This window comes from Kluyvera sp. EC_51, from assembly GCF_019584505.1.
Taxonomy (GTDB): Bacteria; Pseudomonadota; Gammaproteobacteria; order Enterobacterales; family Enterobacteriaceae; genus Kluyvera; species Kluyvera sichuanensis.
In genome coordinates this window covers 207,607-224,394 of record NZ_VDAG01000006.1, presented here as the reverse complement: position 1 = coordinate 224,394, position 16,788 = coordinate 207,607, and the positions used below count along the sequence as shown (strand labels likewise).

Sequence of the window (16,788 nt, the reverse complement as noted above, 5' to 3'; positions counted from 1 at the left end):
CTAAATGAGCTTAACTTTGTTTCCGCAGTTTACTAATGTGCGGATCGCTGAATCCTACAGTGCGAACTTCGATGGTGAACAACAATGAAAACACTCGCCACAACCCCAATACGCTTTCGCGAAAAGTTTTGCTACGGGCTGGGGGATACCTCTGCCAATATCTTCATGGGCATGACCATGATGTTTTTGTCCATCTACTACACCGACGTGTTTAAGCTGAACCCGGCGGCGATGGGCACCCTGTTTTTAATTACCCGCCTGATTGATGCCATTAGCGACCCGGTGATTGGCTCACTCTCCGACCGCACCCGCTCGCGCCTCGGGCGTTATCGTCCCTGGCTGCTGTGGTTCGCGGTGCCTTACGGTTTGAGCTGCGCCGCCGTCTTCTTTTCGCCAGACCTCGGAGAAACCGGGCGCACGCTGTATGCCTACGTCACCTACATCATTCTGGTGCTGACCTTTAGCCTGGTGGTGGTGCCTTACGTCTCGCTATTAGGGGCGATTTCCGCCGACAGCGAAGAGCGTATTCAAATAAACGCCATTCGTTTCCCGCTGGCGAAAGTCTCCTATCTCATCTGCTCGCTGCTGGTGCCGACGCTGATTGCGCTGTTTGATAACGACGTGCTTGGCTACCGCGTGGTGATGTGCGGTATTGGGGTGCTATCCACGCTACTGGTGCTGCTGTGCTATTTCAATACCACCGAGCGCGTGCTGCCGGATACCGGCCAGAATTTGAGCCTGAAAGAACAGGTGCAGTTCGTCTTTAAAAACGACCAGGCGATGATTGTCTTTGCCGCGCAGCTGGTGGTGATGATCATGAACACGCTGAAGTTTGGCGCGGCGGCCTACTTTGTGAAATACGTGCTGGAGATGCCGGCTTCTTTCCTCAGCCTGCTGCTGACCGCCGGTTCCATCGCTGGAATTGTTGCACCGCTCCTCACCGGCTACTGCCTGAAAAAAGGCTGGGTGAAGCGCATTCCGCTGCTGGTTGCCAGCCAGATTATCGGCGGGGTGATCACCCTGATTATCGGTCTCACCCCAACCAACGCCATCTATCTGCACGCCGCGCTGTTCGTTCTGGCGACGCTGGCGGTTGAGCTTATCGCCGTTATCCTGTGGGCGACCGTGGCCGACGTGGCGGATTATGGTTTCCACCGCTACGGCGTGCGTATTAACGGTATGATCGGCGGCGGGATGCTGTTTGCCACCAAGGCCGGTATGGCGATTGGCGGCGCGATTATTGGCTATGTTCTCGCCTGGTATGGCTACAACCCGGACACCATGACCAGCGCCTCACCGACCCAGCTTTCCGCTTTCACCTTGCTGTACGCCTGGCTTCCTGCGGCCTGTATGTTCCTCGCTGCGTTCCTGTTCTCTCGCTACAAACTGGACGAAAAAGCCTGCCAGGCGTTTCTCCAGGACAGCCCATCTTTATCATCAGGAGTAGGTTATGAAAAAACTGCACATTAATGGCCGAAGCTTTTATGACGACAATAATCAGCCATTTTTCTATACGGCCTGCACCGCCTGGGAACTGTTTCATAAGCTCACGCTAGAGGAGGCAGAGCGCTATCTGCGTAACCGGGCGGAGAAGGGATTTAACGTGGTGCAAGCGGTGGCAGTATGCGAACTCGATGGGCTGCATACGCCAACCTATGCTGGAGGGCATGTGCCGTTCCATGACCTCACCACGCTCGAGCCGAACGAGGCCTACTTTGACCACGTTCGCCAGGTGAGCGAAATGGCGAACCGCCTGGGTATTTTTATTGCGCTGGTGCCAATGTGGGGCTCCCACTGGAGCGTCAATAACAGCTGGGGGACCGATAAAAAGCCGCTGTTTAATGTTCATAACGTGTCAGGGTTTTGCCGTTATCTTAGCGATAAAATGCGTGATATTGGTCTTATCTGGATGATTGGCGGCGATCGTGCCATCGCCAGCGACGAGCAGCGTGACCTGCTGGAGGCGATGGCAAAAGGGCTGCGGCTGGGTGCCAGCGGTGACGCGCTGCTGACCGTGCACAGCCAGGGAGGACGCAGCACCCTGGATATGCTAGGCGAACGGCCGTGGCACGATTTTGTGGTCTGGCAAACCGGCCATATGGGTCAGGCCTATCCCTCATGGCGGCCGATTGAAATGGACTACCAACGCCAGGATAAACCGGTGCTCGACAGCGAACCGTGCTATGAAGCGCATCCGGTCATGTGTCAGCATCAGTTCAAACGTTCGCAGGATGCCAGCCGCTTCACCGACCGCGAAATACGGCGTACCAGCTACTGGTCGGTGTTTGCCGGCGGGGCAGGGATCACCTACGGCTGCTACAGCCTCTGGCAGATGCGCCGCCCGGAGGACGACAGCGTGGCGATCCCGGAAAGCGCCGCCAGCACCTATCAGGGCGACACTATCCCGTACTGGTTTAACGTCCTTGATTATCCGGGCGCGTTTAACATCGGCCAGCTGCGCCGCTTTATGGAATCGCTGCCGGACTGGCAGCATCGGGTGCCTGACCAAACGCTGCTGCAAAGTGCCAACCCAACCGACAGCCGTCACTGCCGGGCGATGCGTGATGAGAAGTGTCGCTGGATAGCGGTTTATGTTCCGGAGCAGCAGAATATCGTGGTCGACGTACGCGATTTCGCCCAGACCGGGTTTGAGATTGCCTGGTTTGACCCGCGATACGGCATTATGAACCGGGTGAGTGATGATATTTCCGAAACCTTCTTCCTGAGCATTGATCCGCCGGAAACGGGAGGTGATTGGGTGCTCGTTTTGCGGCAAAAAGAGAAGAGCAGGTAATACGCCGCCAGGGTGTTATGATACCGGCGCCAGGAAGTTATCACGCGCACCGAGGTTGAACACCATGGATTATAAAAAGCAGATCCTCAATATTCTGCACAGTGAAAATGAGTCGCGGGCGGAAATGACCCGTCGACTCGGCGTGACCAAAGCGTATATCACCAAGCTGACCTCTCAGCTGTTGGCTGACCGGCTTATCGAAGAACGCGAGGTCAAAGATATCGCTTTTGGTCGCCCGCAGCAGATGCTGGCGGTCAAATCGCAAACCTGGTTTAGCGTCAATATCATGCTGCGAAGAGGGAACTTGCAGGCGACGCTCAATGACTACAATACGCAGCAGACCGCGCTCGCCAAATATGATGGGGCGCTGGCGGAGGTGATGTCGCCAGCATCGCTGGTGCAGATTGTGGTCGACTGCGTTAAATCGCTCTGTGAATCCGCAGGCGTTCTGCTGTCCCGTATCAAAATCATTAGCATCGCGTTGCAGGGGGGGATTGAACACTACACCGGCATCGTGCGCTACTGCCCGCTGTTTATCGAAAACAACGTCAACCTGAAGCGCGATGTTGAAGAGGCGATTGGGATCACGGCGCAGATTTTTAATATTGCGCACTGTACCAGCCACATGCTTGCCAAGCTTTCACCGGGCTCATCCTGGGTGGCGTTTATGCCGGGCTTTGGTAGCCTGGGCTACGGCTATTGTATGAACGGTGAAACTGGCCTCGGCGAGAACGGTTTTTACCCGGAGATAGTCCATCTGCCCTATGAAGGTGGCATTGAGCAGGCATTTTACGTCAGTGAAGAGAATAAACCCGAAACGCTGCTCTCGACCGCGAAGGCGCTCTATTTCGCTATCTGCTGTACCGCACCCATCCACAACATCAAAAACGTGATTGTGACCGGGGAGCTGTTTGAAGACTATGGCGATGAAATTCTGCCGCTAACGCAGGGAATGCTCAACGACAGCCCGGACCGGCATATCCGCGAGATTCACATTCGCCACTACAAGACTGGCTATTACTATGGGGTGAAAGGGCTGGTGCAGCTCAGTTCCGATGGGATAACCGAGCTGCTGGTATAATGAGTTATGCGCGCTGCAGGCGCAGCGCGATCCACGGTTTGCCCGGCAGTTCCAGTTTGTCACCGTGCTGGATAAGCCCTTCAACCGGGGTGATGGTCATCGCCCAGGTATCGATAATCTCCACTTTCCAGCGGCTGCCCTCTTCGAGCATAGTCATCATCTTGAAGCCGGGGCAGTACTCGCCAAAGTAGAACAGCGCGTAGTCGCTGCCGCTTAGCCCCATCGACGTATCCCAATGGCTGCCCCACGGCTGTGCGGTCAGGCGCTTCGGCTGACCGTCTTCCAACATTTGGCGCAGGAACGCAATGCGCGCCACGCTCTCGCCTTTGAGCTTGCCGCCGTGCGACCACCAGATAATCTCATCGTCGCTGAGGAAGGTTTCGCCGTGGGTCACGTAGCCGCCGAGGCAGACGCCGTGCCAGAACTGCGCCACCATTTTCTGCGCCGTAATGTTGCCCCAGCCGAGGTCGACGTTGCCCTCATAGCAGCACTCGTCAATCACAATGGGTTTCTTAAACGCCTCGCGCCATTCCGGGACAAAGTGCATATCGTGATGCTGAATGCTGGCGTGGGTGAGTGCGGGGTTGTGGTGATCGTACCAATGCGCGTTAGAACGATAGTGGATCGGCGGGTTATGCCAGTTGTGAATGGAGATCAAATGGCGGGACGGGTCTTCGCGCAGGATTTGCGCGATCGCTTCATCCCAGAAGGCCATCGTTTTCGCTTTCAGCAGATCGAACTCGTTGGCGAGCGACCACCAGATGTTTTTAAACGACGCCAGACGCGCCACCAGATAACGGATATAGCGGCGATCCACTTCGGCGGGCAGGGCAGAGAAGCCCCAGCGGTCATACGGATGGAAAATAATCAGATCGACTTCAATGCCCATCTCATCCAGGGTGGCTATCTGCTGTTCGAGCTGGTCGAAGAAGGCGACGTTAAAACGTTGGGTATCAAACCCTGACTCAATATTGCCGGGGAAGGGGAAATGTTCTGGCTCGGCTAGATTGTAGCGATAGTGTTTCGGGAAGACGCACATGCGAATTTTATTGAACGGGCTGGCGGCAAGCGAGGCGTAGGTTTGCGCCTGCACGGCTTCGTTCTGGTAGTTCCAGACGTAGGCGGTTGTGCCAAACGGGTAGAACGGCGTGCCGTCGGCGCGGCAAAAATGTCCCTCGCCATCGCGCTGAACCGGGCCTTTTTCCTCAGGGGCTGCGTGACAGAAAAACGCGCCGCTCTGGCCGTGAAGCGTTGGAATATTTGACGCCAGGGTATAGCGCCATTCGCCCGGTTTGTCCGGCATAAAACGCAGAATAAACTCGCCGTTATCGTTGTAGAAGCCGTAGACCGTCTGCGCGAGTTCATCATGAATGAACGTGGCCGTAAGCCAGGAATCGGTAAAGTGACGCGGGTCGTCACTGACCTGTCCCACATATTCAAAACGCTGCCATTGCTTCACTTCACGTCTGGACATAGTTCGTTTCCTTATCGGTAAGAATATATATTCACATGTGATTATTTATACAATCACGATAAGGAAGTTACCGTTAACATTCTATGGCGATGTCGGTGATTTGCGTATTGGATCACAAAACCCTGCTGGAGTGCGCCGTTGCATCGCAGTTGCTACTCGAACGCGTAAAAAGGCGAATCGGGCTTTCTGTGATACTGGTAACAATGTGGCGTTTATTTTCTTGCCAGTGCGAATTGCTCGGGTTTAGGCTTTTGAATATAAATTTGATACTGAATATATATTCAATGAGCGAGGGTGAATTATGAATCAGCAAGACAAACTGACGATTAAAGAGAAAATATGCTACGGACTCGGCGACTCATCCGCGAATATCTTTTTAGGTATGACGATGATGTTTTTGCCTTATTTCTACACCGATGTGTTGGGCATTTCCGCCGCCGCAATGGGGGTGCTGTTTGTGGTTGCCCGTCTGGTGGATGCTTTTTACGATCCGTTTATCGGCAACGTCGCCGACCGAACGCGCTCGAAGCACGGCTCCTATCGTCCTTTCTTACTTTATCTGGCGCTGCCGTACGGCGTCTCCTGCCTGCTGGTGTTTCTGGCGCCTGACTTCTCGCCGACCGGCAAGCTGATTTATGCCACGGTGACCTATCTGTTCTTGATTCTGATGTACGCCTCCACGGTGGTACCGTACGTTGCACTGCTGACCTCGTTAACCTCCGACCCGATGGAGCGACTGAGCGCCAACTCCTGGCGCTTCCCGCTGGCGAAGATGGCCTTTTTGATTTGCTCTACCGTGGTGCCGATGTTCGTTGCCTGGTATGGCAAAACCAATGAGTCGCAGGCCTATATGGTTGCCATGAGCTTTATTGCGGTGCTGGCAACGGTGTTTATGCTGCTCTGCTTCTGGGGCACCAAAGAGCGTTATCAGGTGCAGCAGGCCAGCGCCAGCGTGCCGTTCACCAAACAGATTGGCATTATGCTCAAGGCCAAACCGGTGGTGATTTTCTACCTGTTCAAAATCACCAGCTCGATTGCGTTCGTGATTAAAGGCAGCGTGACCATTTACTTCGTGAAGTACTTCCTGAACCGTGGCGACAGCTTTGTCTCTGGCCTGCTGTCAGCGACGGCGATTGCCGGGATCATCGCGCCGATGATTGCCATCCAACTGATTAAGCGCGGCGTACTGTCAAAACTGGGGACGCTGAAAGTGGCGCAGGCGGGCGGCGGCCTGGCGGCGCTGGGGCTCTATTTTGTTGACCCGCAGCAGATATCCCTCGCCTGCGTGTTGCTGGTGGTGTCGGTGCTGCTGGCGGAACTGGGGGCGATTACCGCCTGGGCGCTGCCTTCCGACTGCGCGGACTACTGCGAAGCACGCTCTGGTGTCAAAATGTCCGGCGCTATCGCGGCGGGAACGCTGTTCTCCATGAAGGTTGGCCTGGCGCTGGCGGGCGGCCTGGTGGGCTTCGTGCTGGCGGCCAGCGGCTATAAAGCGGGTGAAGTGGTCTCGGCGGAGTCGATGAGCGCGATCATGTTCCTGATTGCCGGGGTGCCGGTTATCTTCCACGGCATCAGCCTGGTGCTGCTGATGATGTTCAAGCTGACAAGCGAACAGGCCCGAGCCGTTGAGCAGCCTTCGCTGAACTAAGGGAATAAAATAGCAAACCATGCCGGGCGAATCATGCCCGGCTTTTGCCGTTCAGCGGGCGGCATGATTACGCGGCGAGGATATGCTGAATGCCGAGGAACATCGGCACGGCACCGAAGGCGTTAGCGGGCTCATCCAGTTCAGTAAAGCCAAGCCGTGCATAGAAGCCCACCGCCGCGGGGGCGGCATCCAGATAGATACCTTTAATCGGCAGCGCGTGGTGAATCACTTTAACCTGCTGGAAGAAGGCATACAGCAGGTCGAGCCCATAGCCTTTCTTTTGTTCGCTTTCAACAACCCCTAACATCACCAGACGCACCACGCCGATATCGTTTGGCAGCGAGCCGGCAAGGGCGCTGGAGAGCCTGCCTTTTGTCAGGGAGTAGGCGGTATAGGTGCAAATCCCCAGCAGCTCGCCGGACTCGCTATCTATTAACGCTTTGGCGGCGCAATTGCCTTCGCGGACATTTTTCTTCAGCGAATCCTGAACATATTTGTTGATGACGGGATCGCCGCAGTTGAACTGCTTCTGCTTAGGATATGAAATGTCTGCCTGATAGTGGCAGCACATCACCTGGCGTTCATTATTCTGCGCTTCCATTCTTTTTTCTCTGCATCAGTGCCTGCAATGCTGGCGTCGGCGCGGCGGGTTCGGCAAGCAGGGCGTTCATCTGCTTCCAGCTTTTGCTGGAGAGCTGACGCTGGCGCTGGTTATCCAGCACGCTTTCCGCTCTTTCCAGTGCGGCATTCAGAATAAATGCGCTTAAATCCAGTCCTGCTGCCGATGCGGCTTCTCGCAGCATCTCCTTTAAATCTGAGCTGGTTTTTAACTCCACTCGGGCGTTCTTTACGCCTTTAGCTTCCAGAGGGAAGCGTGCTGCCTTGTCCATACTAACCTCACGCGTGATTCACATTTCTGCTTTAACGTGACATTACGATCGGCATCGCAATTAATTTTCACGTACGGCTATTAGCCGGATAAATTTACTGTAGGCTTATTAAAAAATGAAGTCAAATGGTACGGCTAATAGCCGTACCATTTTGAAGGGGAGGGGGAGTGACGACCGGTTATCGCAGCTTTACTGATTCTCTATCATCGCCTTTTGCGCCACCACCGCTGCCTTTTGCTGCATACGGTTTTGCATCTGGTCGATAATCACCGCGACGATAATTACGATGCCTTTAATGACCATCTGCCAGAATTCGCTGACCCCCATCATCACCAGGCCGTCCGCCAGAAAACCGATGACGAAGGCGCCAATCAGCGTGCCGAGGATGGTGCCGCGCCCACCGGCCAGCGAGGTGCCGCCGAGCACCACGGCGGCAATGGCGTTCATCTCAAAAGCGGTGCCGTTAGCCGGGTGGCTTGCCAGAAGCTGCGCGGAGACCACAATGCCCGCAATTGCCGCGCAAAAGCCGGAGAGGGTATAGACCAGCACTTTAATCTGCTTCACCTTAACGCCCGACAGTTCGGCGGCCCGTTCGTTATCGCCGATGGCGTAGACGTGACGGCCAAACGGCAGGCGGCGCGCGATATAGGCAATCACCAGTGCCAGCACCACCATCAGCCAGATGGCCCAGGGAATGCCCAGCAGCGAACCGGCACCTATCTCATCAAAACCGGTATTGCCCAACTGCGGATTACCCGCCAGCCCCGGGAAGGTTTGCCCGTCCGAGGTGAGCATAGCCGCACCGCGCAGCACGTACATCGTACCAAGGGTGCAGATAAACGGTGCGACGTTATAGCGGGTGATAATCCAGCCGTTGACCGCGCCGATAAGCGCGCCAATCACCAGCACGATAGGCACGATAAGCCAGACGCTGGGGAAAATGGCGATGCCAAACATCGGCAGGACAATCCCTTTGGTGATAAGCCACCCGGCTATCATCCCACATAGCCCAAGCGTCGCGCCGATAGAGAGGTCAATGCCAGCGGTAATAATGACAAAGGTGATCCCCAGCGCCAGAAACGCGTTGATGGCGATATGCTTAATCATGATAACCATGCTGCCTGCGGACAAAAATCCGGGCACCATCACGGTGAAAAAGCCGACGATCAAGAACAGGGCGATAAAGGTGCGCAGCTTCAGCAGAAGCAGCAGGATATTTTCGCGGGACAGCGATGTCCCGCCGCGTTGGGTTAACGCGACTGATTGTGTCGTTTTCATACTAGAACCCCTGAGCACTTGCTGAAACCAGCGCGGACTCTTCCGCTCGTTCGCGAACGATATCGGCGGTCAGTTTGCCGCCGGACATCACCAGAATACGGTCGGAAACCGCCATAATTTCTTTTAAATCCGAGGTGGAAAACACCACGGCGATACCCTGTGAAGAGAGCTGAACCATCATGCGAAACACATCGGCTTTGGCGCCGATATCAATGCCGCGCGTGGGTTCATCCAGAAACAGTACCTTTGGATTGGTGAGCAGCGAACGGCCTATCACCACCTTTTGCTGGTTGCCGCCGCTCAGCGCCTGGATCTCGACCTCCGGCGAGGAGACTTTGATCGACAAATTGCCGATGGTGCTGGCCACTACCGCCTCTTCTTCACTATTCGCGATGGTGAGACCGCGCCGCAGTCGTCGCCAGAGGCTGGCAATGGTCAGGTTATTTGCTACCGACGAGATGGGGAAAATCCCCGTGCGCTTGCGGTCTTCCGGCACCAGGCTCATCCCCATGCGGATGCGGTCGGCGGGGGTTAAGCGCTGCGGCACCGGCTTACTGTCCAGCCACAGTTTCCCCAGATAGTTACGTTCGGTGCCCAGCATGCATTCGAACAATTCGGTGCGCCCAGCCCCCATCAGCCCATAGATGCCGACTATCTCACCGGCATGGACCTTAAAGCTGACGTCGTTGACCACCGCGTTGCCCGCAGCGTTGATGCAGGTGATATTTTCCGCCTCCAGCAGCGGTGGGCCAAAGGTTCGCCCCGGTTCCAGGAAGTTACTGACCGGGTCGCTGCCGAGCATTTCACGGACAATCCACGGTACGTCGATATCGGCTACTCTGGCCTCGGACTGGAACCTGCCGTCGCGCAGGATAGTAATCCTGTCGCCGATCGCCATCAGCTCTTCCAGCCGGTGCGAAATGTAGATGATCGAGACCCCTTGACGAGTCAGCTCACGGATCACGCGAAACAGAATCTCCACCTCAGTTTTGCTGAGCGCGGAGGTCGGTTCGTCGAGGATCAGAATGTCGGCATCTTCGGCCAGCGCTTTGGCTATCTCGATCAGCTGCTGTTGCCCGACCTTCAGGTTACCCACCAGCTCGCGCGGCGAGATCGGCTGATCGAGGCGTTTGAGCAGTTCGGCGGCGCGTTTTTCCTGCTCTGCCTCATTAATCGGCGCAACGCCTTTTTGCAGTTCGCGGCCAAGGAAAATGTTCTCCGCGACGCTCAGGTTTTCAAACAGATTCAGCTCCTGATGCACCATGCCGATCCCGTGGGCGGCGGCATCGCGCGTGTTAGCAAACTTCACCGGCTTGCCGTTGAGCTGCATCTCGCCAAGGCTCGGCTGCTGTACGCCAGCGAGGATCTTCATCAGCGTTGACTTCCCGGCGCCGTTCTCGCCAATGATGACGTTAACCTTGCCGCGCCAGACGTTGTAGTCCACGTTGTCGAGCGCGATGGTGCCGGGGAACAGCATCGAGATGCCGCGGGTGCGCAGAATAATGTCATCGGCACAATGTTCAGCCATCATGGCGCCTCCTGTTTCAGTTCTAACGCGGCGGCGTCCTGCGCCACGCCGTTAACCACGGTCACGGCAAACAGCAGAGTCACCGGTTTTCCTACCCAGCTGTTGTCGAGTTTGGGCAGCGTTTTGACCGCTTCCCGGCTGTAGGCGCGGGAAAGCTGCGCGAACTGCACCTGGTTGGTGAAGTCGTCAAACTTAAAGCCGGTCGCGTCGCGGATGGCGTTGCCGCGCATCACCGGGCCGGTCTGAATGCTGAGCGGCTGGCCGTTAAGGGTTACCGTTAGCTTTTGCTCACGTTCATTGCTGATATCCACGGCGCTGACCTCGCTGGTCAGGCGCACGAAAACGCTCTGCGGCGTGTTGCCGGAGGTTTTGCGTAAATTCTCCAACGCATTCGCGTCAAGGGCGTGCTGATGCGCGGCATCGATAACGCGGGGTTTCCAGGTCTGTTGCGCGATCTGCTGTGGGGTCAGGTTGTCGAAGCTGGCTTTGGCATTGGGGTCGGCAGGCAGAATCGGCTTGCCGTTTTCATCCAGATCCACCACGGTGCAGGCCGTCAGCAACAGAGCGGCGCAGCCCATCGCTACGGCGCTCCATTGTTTTAAGGACATAACGTACCGCCTTACTCGCTAAGGTTGAACATGTTGAGTTTGCTGGCGTTAGCCTCATCGATCAGAATGCAGTCCATCAGCTGCTTCTCATCTTTTTGCGCTTTGCCATTTTTCAGGAAGAAGTCGGCCTGTTCGACGGCCATTTGCGCCTGTTTCCAGCCAGGTTGCAGCACGGTGGCCTTGATATTGCCTTTGTTGATGATCGAGTCGCGGGTGTAATCGCTGCCGTCAAAGCCGACGACGATGACATCTTTTTTCCCCGCTGCTTTCAGCGCCGCTTCCGCGCCCAGCGCCATGGTGTCATTACCGGAGATCACGCCGACGATATCCGGGTTGGTTTGCAAAATAGCTTCCATGCGGGTGAAGGCTTCGGTCTGGCTCCAGTTGGCGGTTTGCTGCGCCACCATTTTCATGTCCGGGTAATCGTCCAGCACGTCGTGATAGCCCTGCGAACGGACGCTGGCGTTGGTGTCCGACTGGCGGCCCAGCAGTTCAACGTATTTGCCTTTGCCGTTAAGTAATTTGGCGAACTTCTCTGCGCCGAGCTGCGCGCCCTGATAGTTATTGGAGACAATCTGCGCGACGGCCACGCCGGTTTTATTAATCTCGCGGTCGATGAGGAAGGCCGGTACGCCTGCGGCCTTTGCCTTCTCCAGCGGCCCGACGGTGGCATCGGCTCCGGCGTTATCGAGGATAATGGCCTTTGCCTTACGCGCGATGGCGGTTTCAATCAGTTGGTTTTGCTTGTTGACGTCGTCGTCATGCGAGGCGATGAGCGCGGTATAGCCCAGCGCTTTTGCCTTTGCGGCGGCACCGTCGGCTTCCGCTTTAAAGAACGGGTTGTCATGAGAGGGGGTGATGATGGCGATCAGGCCGTTATCGGCGGCGAACAGCGAACCGGAGACGGCGATCGTTGAAGCAAACAGCACAGACTTGATAAGGGTAGCGTTCATCTCTTTCTCCACATTGAATATATATTCAATAATGATTTATTATTCAATTTAACGATAAAGCTGAGCGATGAAACTGTCTACGGTTTGCACAGCTAATTTCTTAAAAGGAGAAAAGGATCACGCTTCGTTGGCGGGGGCAGTACAGGTGATAATCCGGTCGTTTAGTTTTAACCAGTTGATTAAGATAAGTTTATTTTCAAGCTTCGGTGAGAAGCTGGCCGTCAGGCGCAGCGTCAGGGCGCTAGCGTTCATATTGACGAGCTGCGCGCTGAAAAAACCGGGGAAATCCAACGCGTTGTGAGAAAAAGCCTTAAACACGCTCTCTTTTGCCGAGAACACGACGGTGAGGGCCAGCTCAAAAGTCAAATCACTACCAGCAATGACAAGGCGCTCTGCCGGGGTTATCACGCTGTTTTCCAGCTCCTGCGCCAGACGGCAATCGAAAAGCCGCTCAATATCCACCCCTACGGGTTCGTGGGAGACGACCGCCAGCGCGGTATTGCCGCAGTGGCTGATGCTACCAAACCACGGCGCGGGCCACAGCGGTTGGCCTCGGTCGCCGGGATGCGGTACGCGCTTTTCACCCACCTCTCGCAGCGCATGGACGGCGGCAATACGCCCCGCAAGGTGCTCGGCCTGACGCTTGTGTCCGTAGCGGTTGAGCAGTGCAGGATAGGGCAGCCAGAGAAGATCGGCCGGTCGCAGCGTCGTCGCATCAAAATCGACGCCGTGCAGGGTGTGGTGAGGGAAGGCGAGTGGGTAATGAGTGGTGTGCATTCATCCTCCCGACGCCCTCTCGAAAGAGGGCGGGGGATAGTGAGTGAGCTATCAGAAGTGGGTGTTGATGCTCATGTACCAGGTACGGCCAGGCTCGTTGTAGGTGTAGGCACCTGCACCGGCCATGTAGTCACCGGTTTTGGTGTCGCTCACGGTCTGGGCGTTGCCTTCACGCCACAGGCGTTTGTCGAAGACGTTGTCCACGCCGCCGGTCAGACTGACGTTTTTGTTGACGTCCCATGTTGCGCTCAGACCCACAATGCTGTACGGGCTAACCTCAGTGGCGGAGGTGCCAGTAACCGGTTTGCCCTGGTAGTCATATTTCTTAGGCTGTTGTTTACCGTACCAGGTGAAGGTTGACTGCAGCGACACATCCTGACGAACCTGCCAGCTCAGGGTAGAGTTCAGCGTGTACTCTGGAATGATCGACAGACGTTCGCCGGTCTCTTTGTTTTTACTTTGCAGCATATAGGTGATGTTGTTGGTCCAGCTCACCGTCTCGCTTACCGGAACGTTCAGCGTCCCTTCCAGCCCTTCAACCACCGCTTTAGGAATGTTTTCCCACTGGTAGATGTCGGTGTAGGTGGTGGTCGTGCCGCTGGTAATGGAAGTGCGGCTCAGTGGAGTGGTACCCGCTTCAATCTTGTTGCGGTAATCGTTACGGAACCAGGTCACGCCCGCAAGCCAACCGTCACGCTTGAATTCCAGACCAATCTCTTTGTTGACGCTGGTCTCGGCCTTCAGGTCATCATTACCCATCATGTAACAGCCGATGCCGGTAGCTGCGCCAGTGGCGTAGCAGCCCTGGCCTTTGCTGTACAGAATGTAGTTCGGGTTGAGCTGATACAGGCTCGGGGCTTTATAAGCACGGGCAATGCCCATTTTCAGCGTGAAGTCATCGCCTAAGCCCTGAGACAGGTTCAGTGAAGGGCTCCAGTTGTCACCCACGACGCTATGGTGATCGAAGCGCAGCGCTGGGGTCAGCATGGTGCTGTCGGTGACTTCCATGTTGTTCTCAGCAAACAGCGAGAAGATCTCAGCCTGAGAATACGGGCTACGGTCGGTGCTGCTGTAGCCTGGAATATTACCGCCCATGAAGGTCTGCGTGTTGGAACTGGAGTCCTTCATACGCTGCTGGTTCCACTCGGTGCCCAGCGTCAGGTTCTGATTCACCACAAAATCGAACGGAATGTTGATTTCGCTGTGCAGCGTCACATCAGCCAGATCCGTATCGCTGAACTGGTTGCTGTTAAACAGCCCTTCCAGACCACCGGCCAGGCCTTCGCCAAGACGGGAGTTACGGGTATGTTCATACTGCGCCCAGTTGCTAGTGGTGATGCCGCTATCCCAGCCACCGTTCCAGGTCAGCGCATAGTTCTGGCGATACATACGGTTAGTTTCTTTCCCGTAGTATTTTTTCACCAAACCTTTGCCGCCCTTGCTGGTGTTGTTATCGTTGTTGGTGTTCTGAGTATCGCCCGCGTACAGGTTACCCTGACGGCTGTAGCCCGCTTCGAACTCCAGCGACTGCATTGGCGCGAAGTCCCAACGAACCTGACCGTTAATATCTTTATTCTCAACGCCTTCACGACCGGCTGGCATCGTATCTGCGTAAGCACCGGTACGCTCTGACTGGTGCCCATCGTTGATGTCCCAGGCATCGGCCTGGGTTTTATCCAGGTTACCGAAGAGACGGAAGCTGAAACCATCGCCCATCGGGCCGGTCAGGCTGAAGTTAGTGCGCTTGGTGGAACCTTCTTCTTTGTGTTCCGGTGCGTTGAAATAGGTGTTCCAGGAACCGTGCCATTCATCACCACCTTTTTTGGTGATGATATTCACTACACCGCCCGCCGCACCGTTACCATAACGGGCAGCCGCGGGGCCACGCAGGACTTCAATGCGTTCAATCATCTCTGGCGGAACCCAGCCGGTATCACCGCGGGTATCACGCTCGCCGCGCCAGCCCTGACGCACCGAGTTACGGCTGGTAACCGGCTTGCCGTCGATCAGAATCAGGGTGTTTTCCGGGCCCATACCGCGAATATCGATCTGGCGGTTGTTACCGCGCTGGCCGCTGGTGGAGTTACCGGTCAGGTTAACGCCCGGCATGGTACGGATGATTTCAGAAACGTCGCGAGCCGGTGGGCGCTTACGAATTTCGTCGGCGGTGATGGTCGATACGCCCGGTGCCTGCAGATTCTGCTCGGCAGCGGTCACGACCATGGTTTCACCATCCACGTCTTTATTGCTGGTAGTCTCGGCGGCAAAAGCCGGCGATGCAACGCCATAAATACCCAGGTTGACCAGGAAGGCCAGGGATTTGATTTTATTATTCATTGTGTGTCCTGCTTTTCGTCGCCAACGTCCCGTCGTGATCCATTCCCAAAAGGGGAGACGCGGCAAGGTTGTATGCCAGAAGCATGAGAAAGTGCGCGGCAATACGCTATTGCAAATGCAAATAGTTATCAATAATATTATCAATAATTTTTTAGATGTAACAATAAATTCCACAATAAACATGGGGTTAACGTGGTGGAGAAGTTAACAACAGTAAGTGACGCGTGGTGGGATGCGATAAAAGGCCCGCAATATGAACGAGTTGGCGATAATTATCGCGTCACGTTCTGGTGGCGCGACCCCGCAGGCAGCGAGTATTCATCGCCCGTTTGCCGGGTGTGGATTTACATTACCGGCGTCACCGATCACCACCACAACTCTGCCCCGCAGACCCTCGAACGTATTCCTGATACCGACGTCTGGCGCTGGACAACCACGCTGCCATCCACCTGGCGCGGTAGCTACTGCTTTGCGCCGAGCGTGCGCGATGACGACTTTTCCCCCGAGCTGTTTACTGCCGCCGAGCCGGACCGCCAGCAGCTGCGCGAAGGCTGGCGCAAGCTGCTACCGAAGGCCATCTCCGACCCGCTGAACCCGCAAAGCTGGAAGGGCGGGCGCGGTCATGCGGTGTCCGCACTGGAAATGCCGCAGGCCCCGGAACAGCCCGGCTGGTCTGACCCAGCGACAGCCTGGCCCGAACCGCAGTGCATCACCTGGCGCAGCGAACGGCTGGGCAACCAGCGTCGGGTGTGGATTTTTACCACCGGCGACGTCAACGAGACCGACAGGCCGCTGGCGGTGCTACTCGACGGCCAGTTCTGGGCCGAAAGCATGCCGGTATGGCCCGCGTTAACCTCACTGACCACGGCAAAAAAACTGCCTCCCGCGGTCTATTTGCTGATTGACGTGATTGATAACGCGCACCGCAGCGTCGAACTGCCCTGCAATGCGGATTTCTGGCTGGCGGTGCAGCAGGAATTGCTGCCGCAGGTACAGGCCATCGCGCCTTTCAGCTCCCGCGCAGACCGGACGATAGTGGCCGGGCAGAGCTTCGGCGGCCTCTCCGCGCTGTACGCCGGGCTGCACTGGCCGGAACGCTTTGGCAGCGTGCTGAGCCAGTCGGGGTCGTACTGGTGGCCGCACCGAGGTGGGCAGCAGACCGGGGAAATTGTACAGCAGCTTGAAAGCGGTGAGTTGAACCCGCAGGGGCTGCGGATCGTGCTGGAAGCGGGCATCCGTGAACCGATAATTTTTCGCGCCAATCAGGCGCTTTTGGCGCAGCTACAGCGCACACAGCAGCCGATTTTCTGGCATCAGGTTGATGGCGGACATGATGCGCTTTGCTGGCGCGGCGGGCTGACCGCCGGGCTGATAACGCTCTGGAACCCCCAGACGGCAACGCGCGATTAACGACAGGAGT

14 protein-coding genes are annotated in these 16,788 nt (G+C 56.2%); 5 read left to right on the top strand and 9 right to left on the bottom strand.

Annotation, left to right across the window (positions count from 1 at the left end):
• Positions 1-84: 84 nt before the first annotated feature.
• The 3 genes from FHC49_RS02600 to FHC49_RS02590 all read left to right on the top strand — a co-directional run bounded on the left by FHC49_RS02600 (position 85) and on the right by FHC49_RS02590 (position 3,875).
• The gene (locus tag FHC49_RS02600; protein WP_220438544.1) at positions 85-1,470 is read left to right on the top strand and encodes an MFS transporter; all 1,386 of its coding nucleotides are present in this window, start codon (positions 85-87) and stop codon (positions 1,468-1,470) included.
• Positions 1,451-2,794 (top strand): DUF4038 domain-containing protein, encoded by a 1,344-nt coding sequence (locus tag FHC49_RS02595; protein ID WP_220438542.1) that lies wholly within the window; start codon positions 1,451-1,453, stop codon positions 2,792-2,794. Before FHC49_RS02600 ends, FHC49_RS02595 begins: the two co-directional genes overlap by 20 nt.
• A 64-nt stretch (positions 2,795-2,858) precedes the next feature.
• Complete coding sequence (locus FHC49_RS02590; protein ID WP_185669572.1) at positions 2,859-3,875, top strand: ROK family protein; 1,017 nt, start codon at positions 2,859-2,861, stop codon at positions 3,873-3,875.
• A gap of 4 nt (positions 3,876-3,879) precedes the next feature.
• On the opposite strand, the gene FHC49_RS02585 is transcribed toward FHC49_RS02590, so the two are convergent.
• The gene (locus tag FHC49_RS02585) at positions 3,880-5,349 is read right to left on the bottom strand and encodes a DUF4038 domain-containing protein (RefSeq protein WP_220438534.1); all 1,470 of its coding nucleotides are present in this window, start codon (positions 5,347-5,349) and stop codon (positions 3,880-3,882) included.
• 301 nt (positions 5,350-5,650) lie between these two features.
• Here FHC49_RS02585 and FHC49_RS02580 point away from each other — a divergent pair, with 301 nt between their 5' ends.
• Entirely contained in the window at positions 5,651-6,997 is a 1,347-nt protein-coding gene (locus FHC49_RS02580) for a glycoside-pentoside-hexuronide (GPH):cation symporter (protein ID WP_220438532.1), read from the top strand.
• A gap of 67 nt (positions 6,998-7,064) precedes the next feature.
• Here the strand turns inward: FHC49_RS02580 and FHC49_RS02575 are convergent, their stop codons facing one another.
• The 8 genes from FHC49_RS02575 to FHC49_RS02540 form a co-directional block, all read right to left on the bottom strand.
• Positions 7,065-7,598, bottom strand: a complete 534-nt coding sequence (locus tag FHC49_RS02575) for a GNAT family N-acetyltransferase (RefSeq protein WP_185669575.1) — start codon at positions 7,596-7,598, stop codon at positions 7,065-7,067.
• Positions 7,582-7,887 carry a DUF1778 domain-containing protein gene (locus FHC49_RS02570; RefSeq protein WP_185669576.1) on the bottom strand — a complete coding sequence of 102 codons (306 nt, stop codon included), beginning with the start codon at positions 7,885-7,887 and terminating at the stop codon, positions 7,582-7,584. Before FHC49_RS02570 ends, FHC49_RS02575 begins: the two co-directional genes overlap by 17 nt.
• Positions 7,888-8,076: 189 nt before the next feature.
• Positions 8,077-9,165: an ABC transporter permease gene (locus FHC49_RS02565; RefSeq protein ID WP_185669577.1), complete on the bottom strand. Its 1,089-nt coding sequence runs from the start codon at positions 9,163-9,165 to the stop codon at positions 8,077-8,079.
• Position 9,166: 1 nt separating this feature from the next.
• Positions 9,167-10,693, bottom strand: a complete 1,527-nt coding sequence (locus tag FHC49_RS02560; RefSeq protein WP_220438672.1) for a sugar ABC transporter ATP-binding protein — start codon at positions 10,691-10,693, stop codon at positions 9,167-9,169.
• Positions 10,693-11,301, bottom strand: coding sequence for a DUF2291 family protein (locus FHC49_RS02555; protein WP_220438522.1), 609 nt, complete (start codon positions 11,299-11,301; stop codon positions 10,693-10,695). The genes FHC49_RS02560 and FHC49_RS02555 overlap by 1 nt, the downstream gene beginning before the upstream one ends.
• A gap of 11 nt (positions 11,302-11,312) precedes the next feature.
• Complete coding sequence (locus FHC49_RS02550; protein WP_220438520.1) at positions 11,313-12,254, bottom strand: D-ribose ABC transporter substrate-binding protein; 942 nt, start codon at positions 12,252-12,254, stop codon at positions 11,313-11,315.
• Positions 12,255-12,371: 117 nt separating this feature from the next.
• The gene (entD, locus tag FHC49_RS02545) at positions 12,372-13,031 is read right to left on the bottom strand and encodes an enterobactin synthase subunit EntD (protein WP_220438519.1); all 660 of its coding nucleotides are present in this window, start codon (positions 13,029-13,031) and stop codon (positions 12,372-12,374) included.
• A 51-nt stretch (positions 13,032-13,082) separates the two neighbouring features.
• Positions 13,083-15,368 (bottom strand): TonB-dependent siderophore receptor, encoded by a 2,286-nt coding sequence (locus FHC49_RS02540; protein ID WP_220438517.1) that lies wholly within the window; start codon positions 15,366-15,368, stop codon positions 13,083-13,085.
• Between the two features lie 195 nt (positions 15,369-15,563).
• Between FHC49_RS02540 and fes the strand changes: the two genes are divergently transcribed.
• Entirely contained in the window at positions 15,564-16,778 is a 1,215-nt protein-coding gene (gene fes / locus FHC49_RS02535; protein ID WP_220438516.1) for an enterochelin esterase, read from the top strand.
• The last annotated feature ends 10 nt before the right edge of the window (positions 16,779-16,788 follow it).

What these genes read in the sequence shown, in the direction of transcription:
- FHC49_RS02565 (WP_185669577.1), bottom strand. Translation starts at nt 9,165, where the DNA reads ATGAAAACGACACAATCAGTCGCGTTAACCCAACGCGGCGGGACATCG.
- FHC49_RS02580 (WP_220438532.1), top strand. Translation starts at nt 5,651, where the DNA reads ATGAATCAGCAAGACAAACTGACGATTAAAGAGAAAATATGCTACGGA.
- FHC49_RS02555 (WP_220438522.1), bottom strand. Translation starts at nt 11,301, where the DNA reads ATGTCCTTAAAACAATGGAGCGCCGTAGCGATGGGCTGCGCCGCTCTG.
- entD (WP_220438519.1), bottom strand. Translation starts at nt 13,031, where the DNA reads ATGCACACCACTCATTACCCACTCGCCTTCCCTCACCACACCCTGCAC.
- FHC49_RS02595 (WP_220438542.1), top strand. Translation starts at nt 1,451, where the DNA reads ATGAAAAAACTGCACATTAATGGCCGAAGCTTTTATGACGACAATAAT.
- FHC49_RS02600 (WP_220438544.1), top strand. Translation starts at nt 85, where the DNA reads ATGAAAACACTCGCCACAACCCCAATACGCTTTCGCGAAAAGTTTTGC.
- FHC49_RS02560 (WP_220438672.1), bottom strand. Translation starts at nt 10,693, where the DNA reads ATGGCTGAACATTGTGCCGATGACATTATTCTGCGCACCCGCGGCATC.
- FHC49_RS02550 (WP_220438520.1), bottom strand. Translation starts at nt 12,254, where the DNA reads ATGAACGCTACCCTTATCAAGTCTGTGCTGTTTGCTTCAACGATCGCC.
- FHC49_RS02575 (WP_185669575.1), bottom strand. Translation starts at nt 7,598, where the DNA reads ATGGAAGCGCAGAATAATGAACGCCAGGTGATGTGCTGCCACTATCAG.
- FHC49_RS02590 (WP_185669572.1), top strand. Translation starts at nt 2,859, where the DNA reads ATGGATTATAAAAAGCAGATCCTCAATATTCTGCACAGTGAAAATGAG.
- FHC49_RS02585 (WP_220438534.1), bottom strand. Translation starts at nt 5,349, where the DNA reads ATGTCCAGACGTGAAGTGAAGCAATGGCAGCGTTTTGAATATGTGGGA.
- FHC49_RS02570 (WP_185669576.1), bottom strand. Translation starts at nt 7,887, where the DNA reads ATGGACAAGGCAGCACGCTTCCCTCTGGAAGCTAAAGGCGTAAAGAAC.
- FHC49_RS02540 (WP_220438517.1), bottom strand. Translation starts at nt 15,368, where the DNA reads ATGAATAATAAAATCAAATCCCTGGCCTTCCTGGTCAACCTGGGTATT.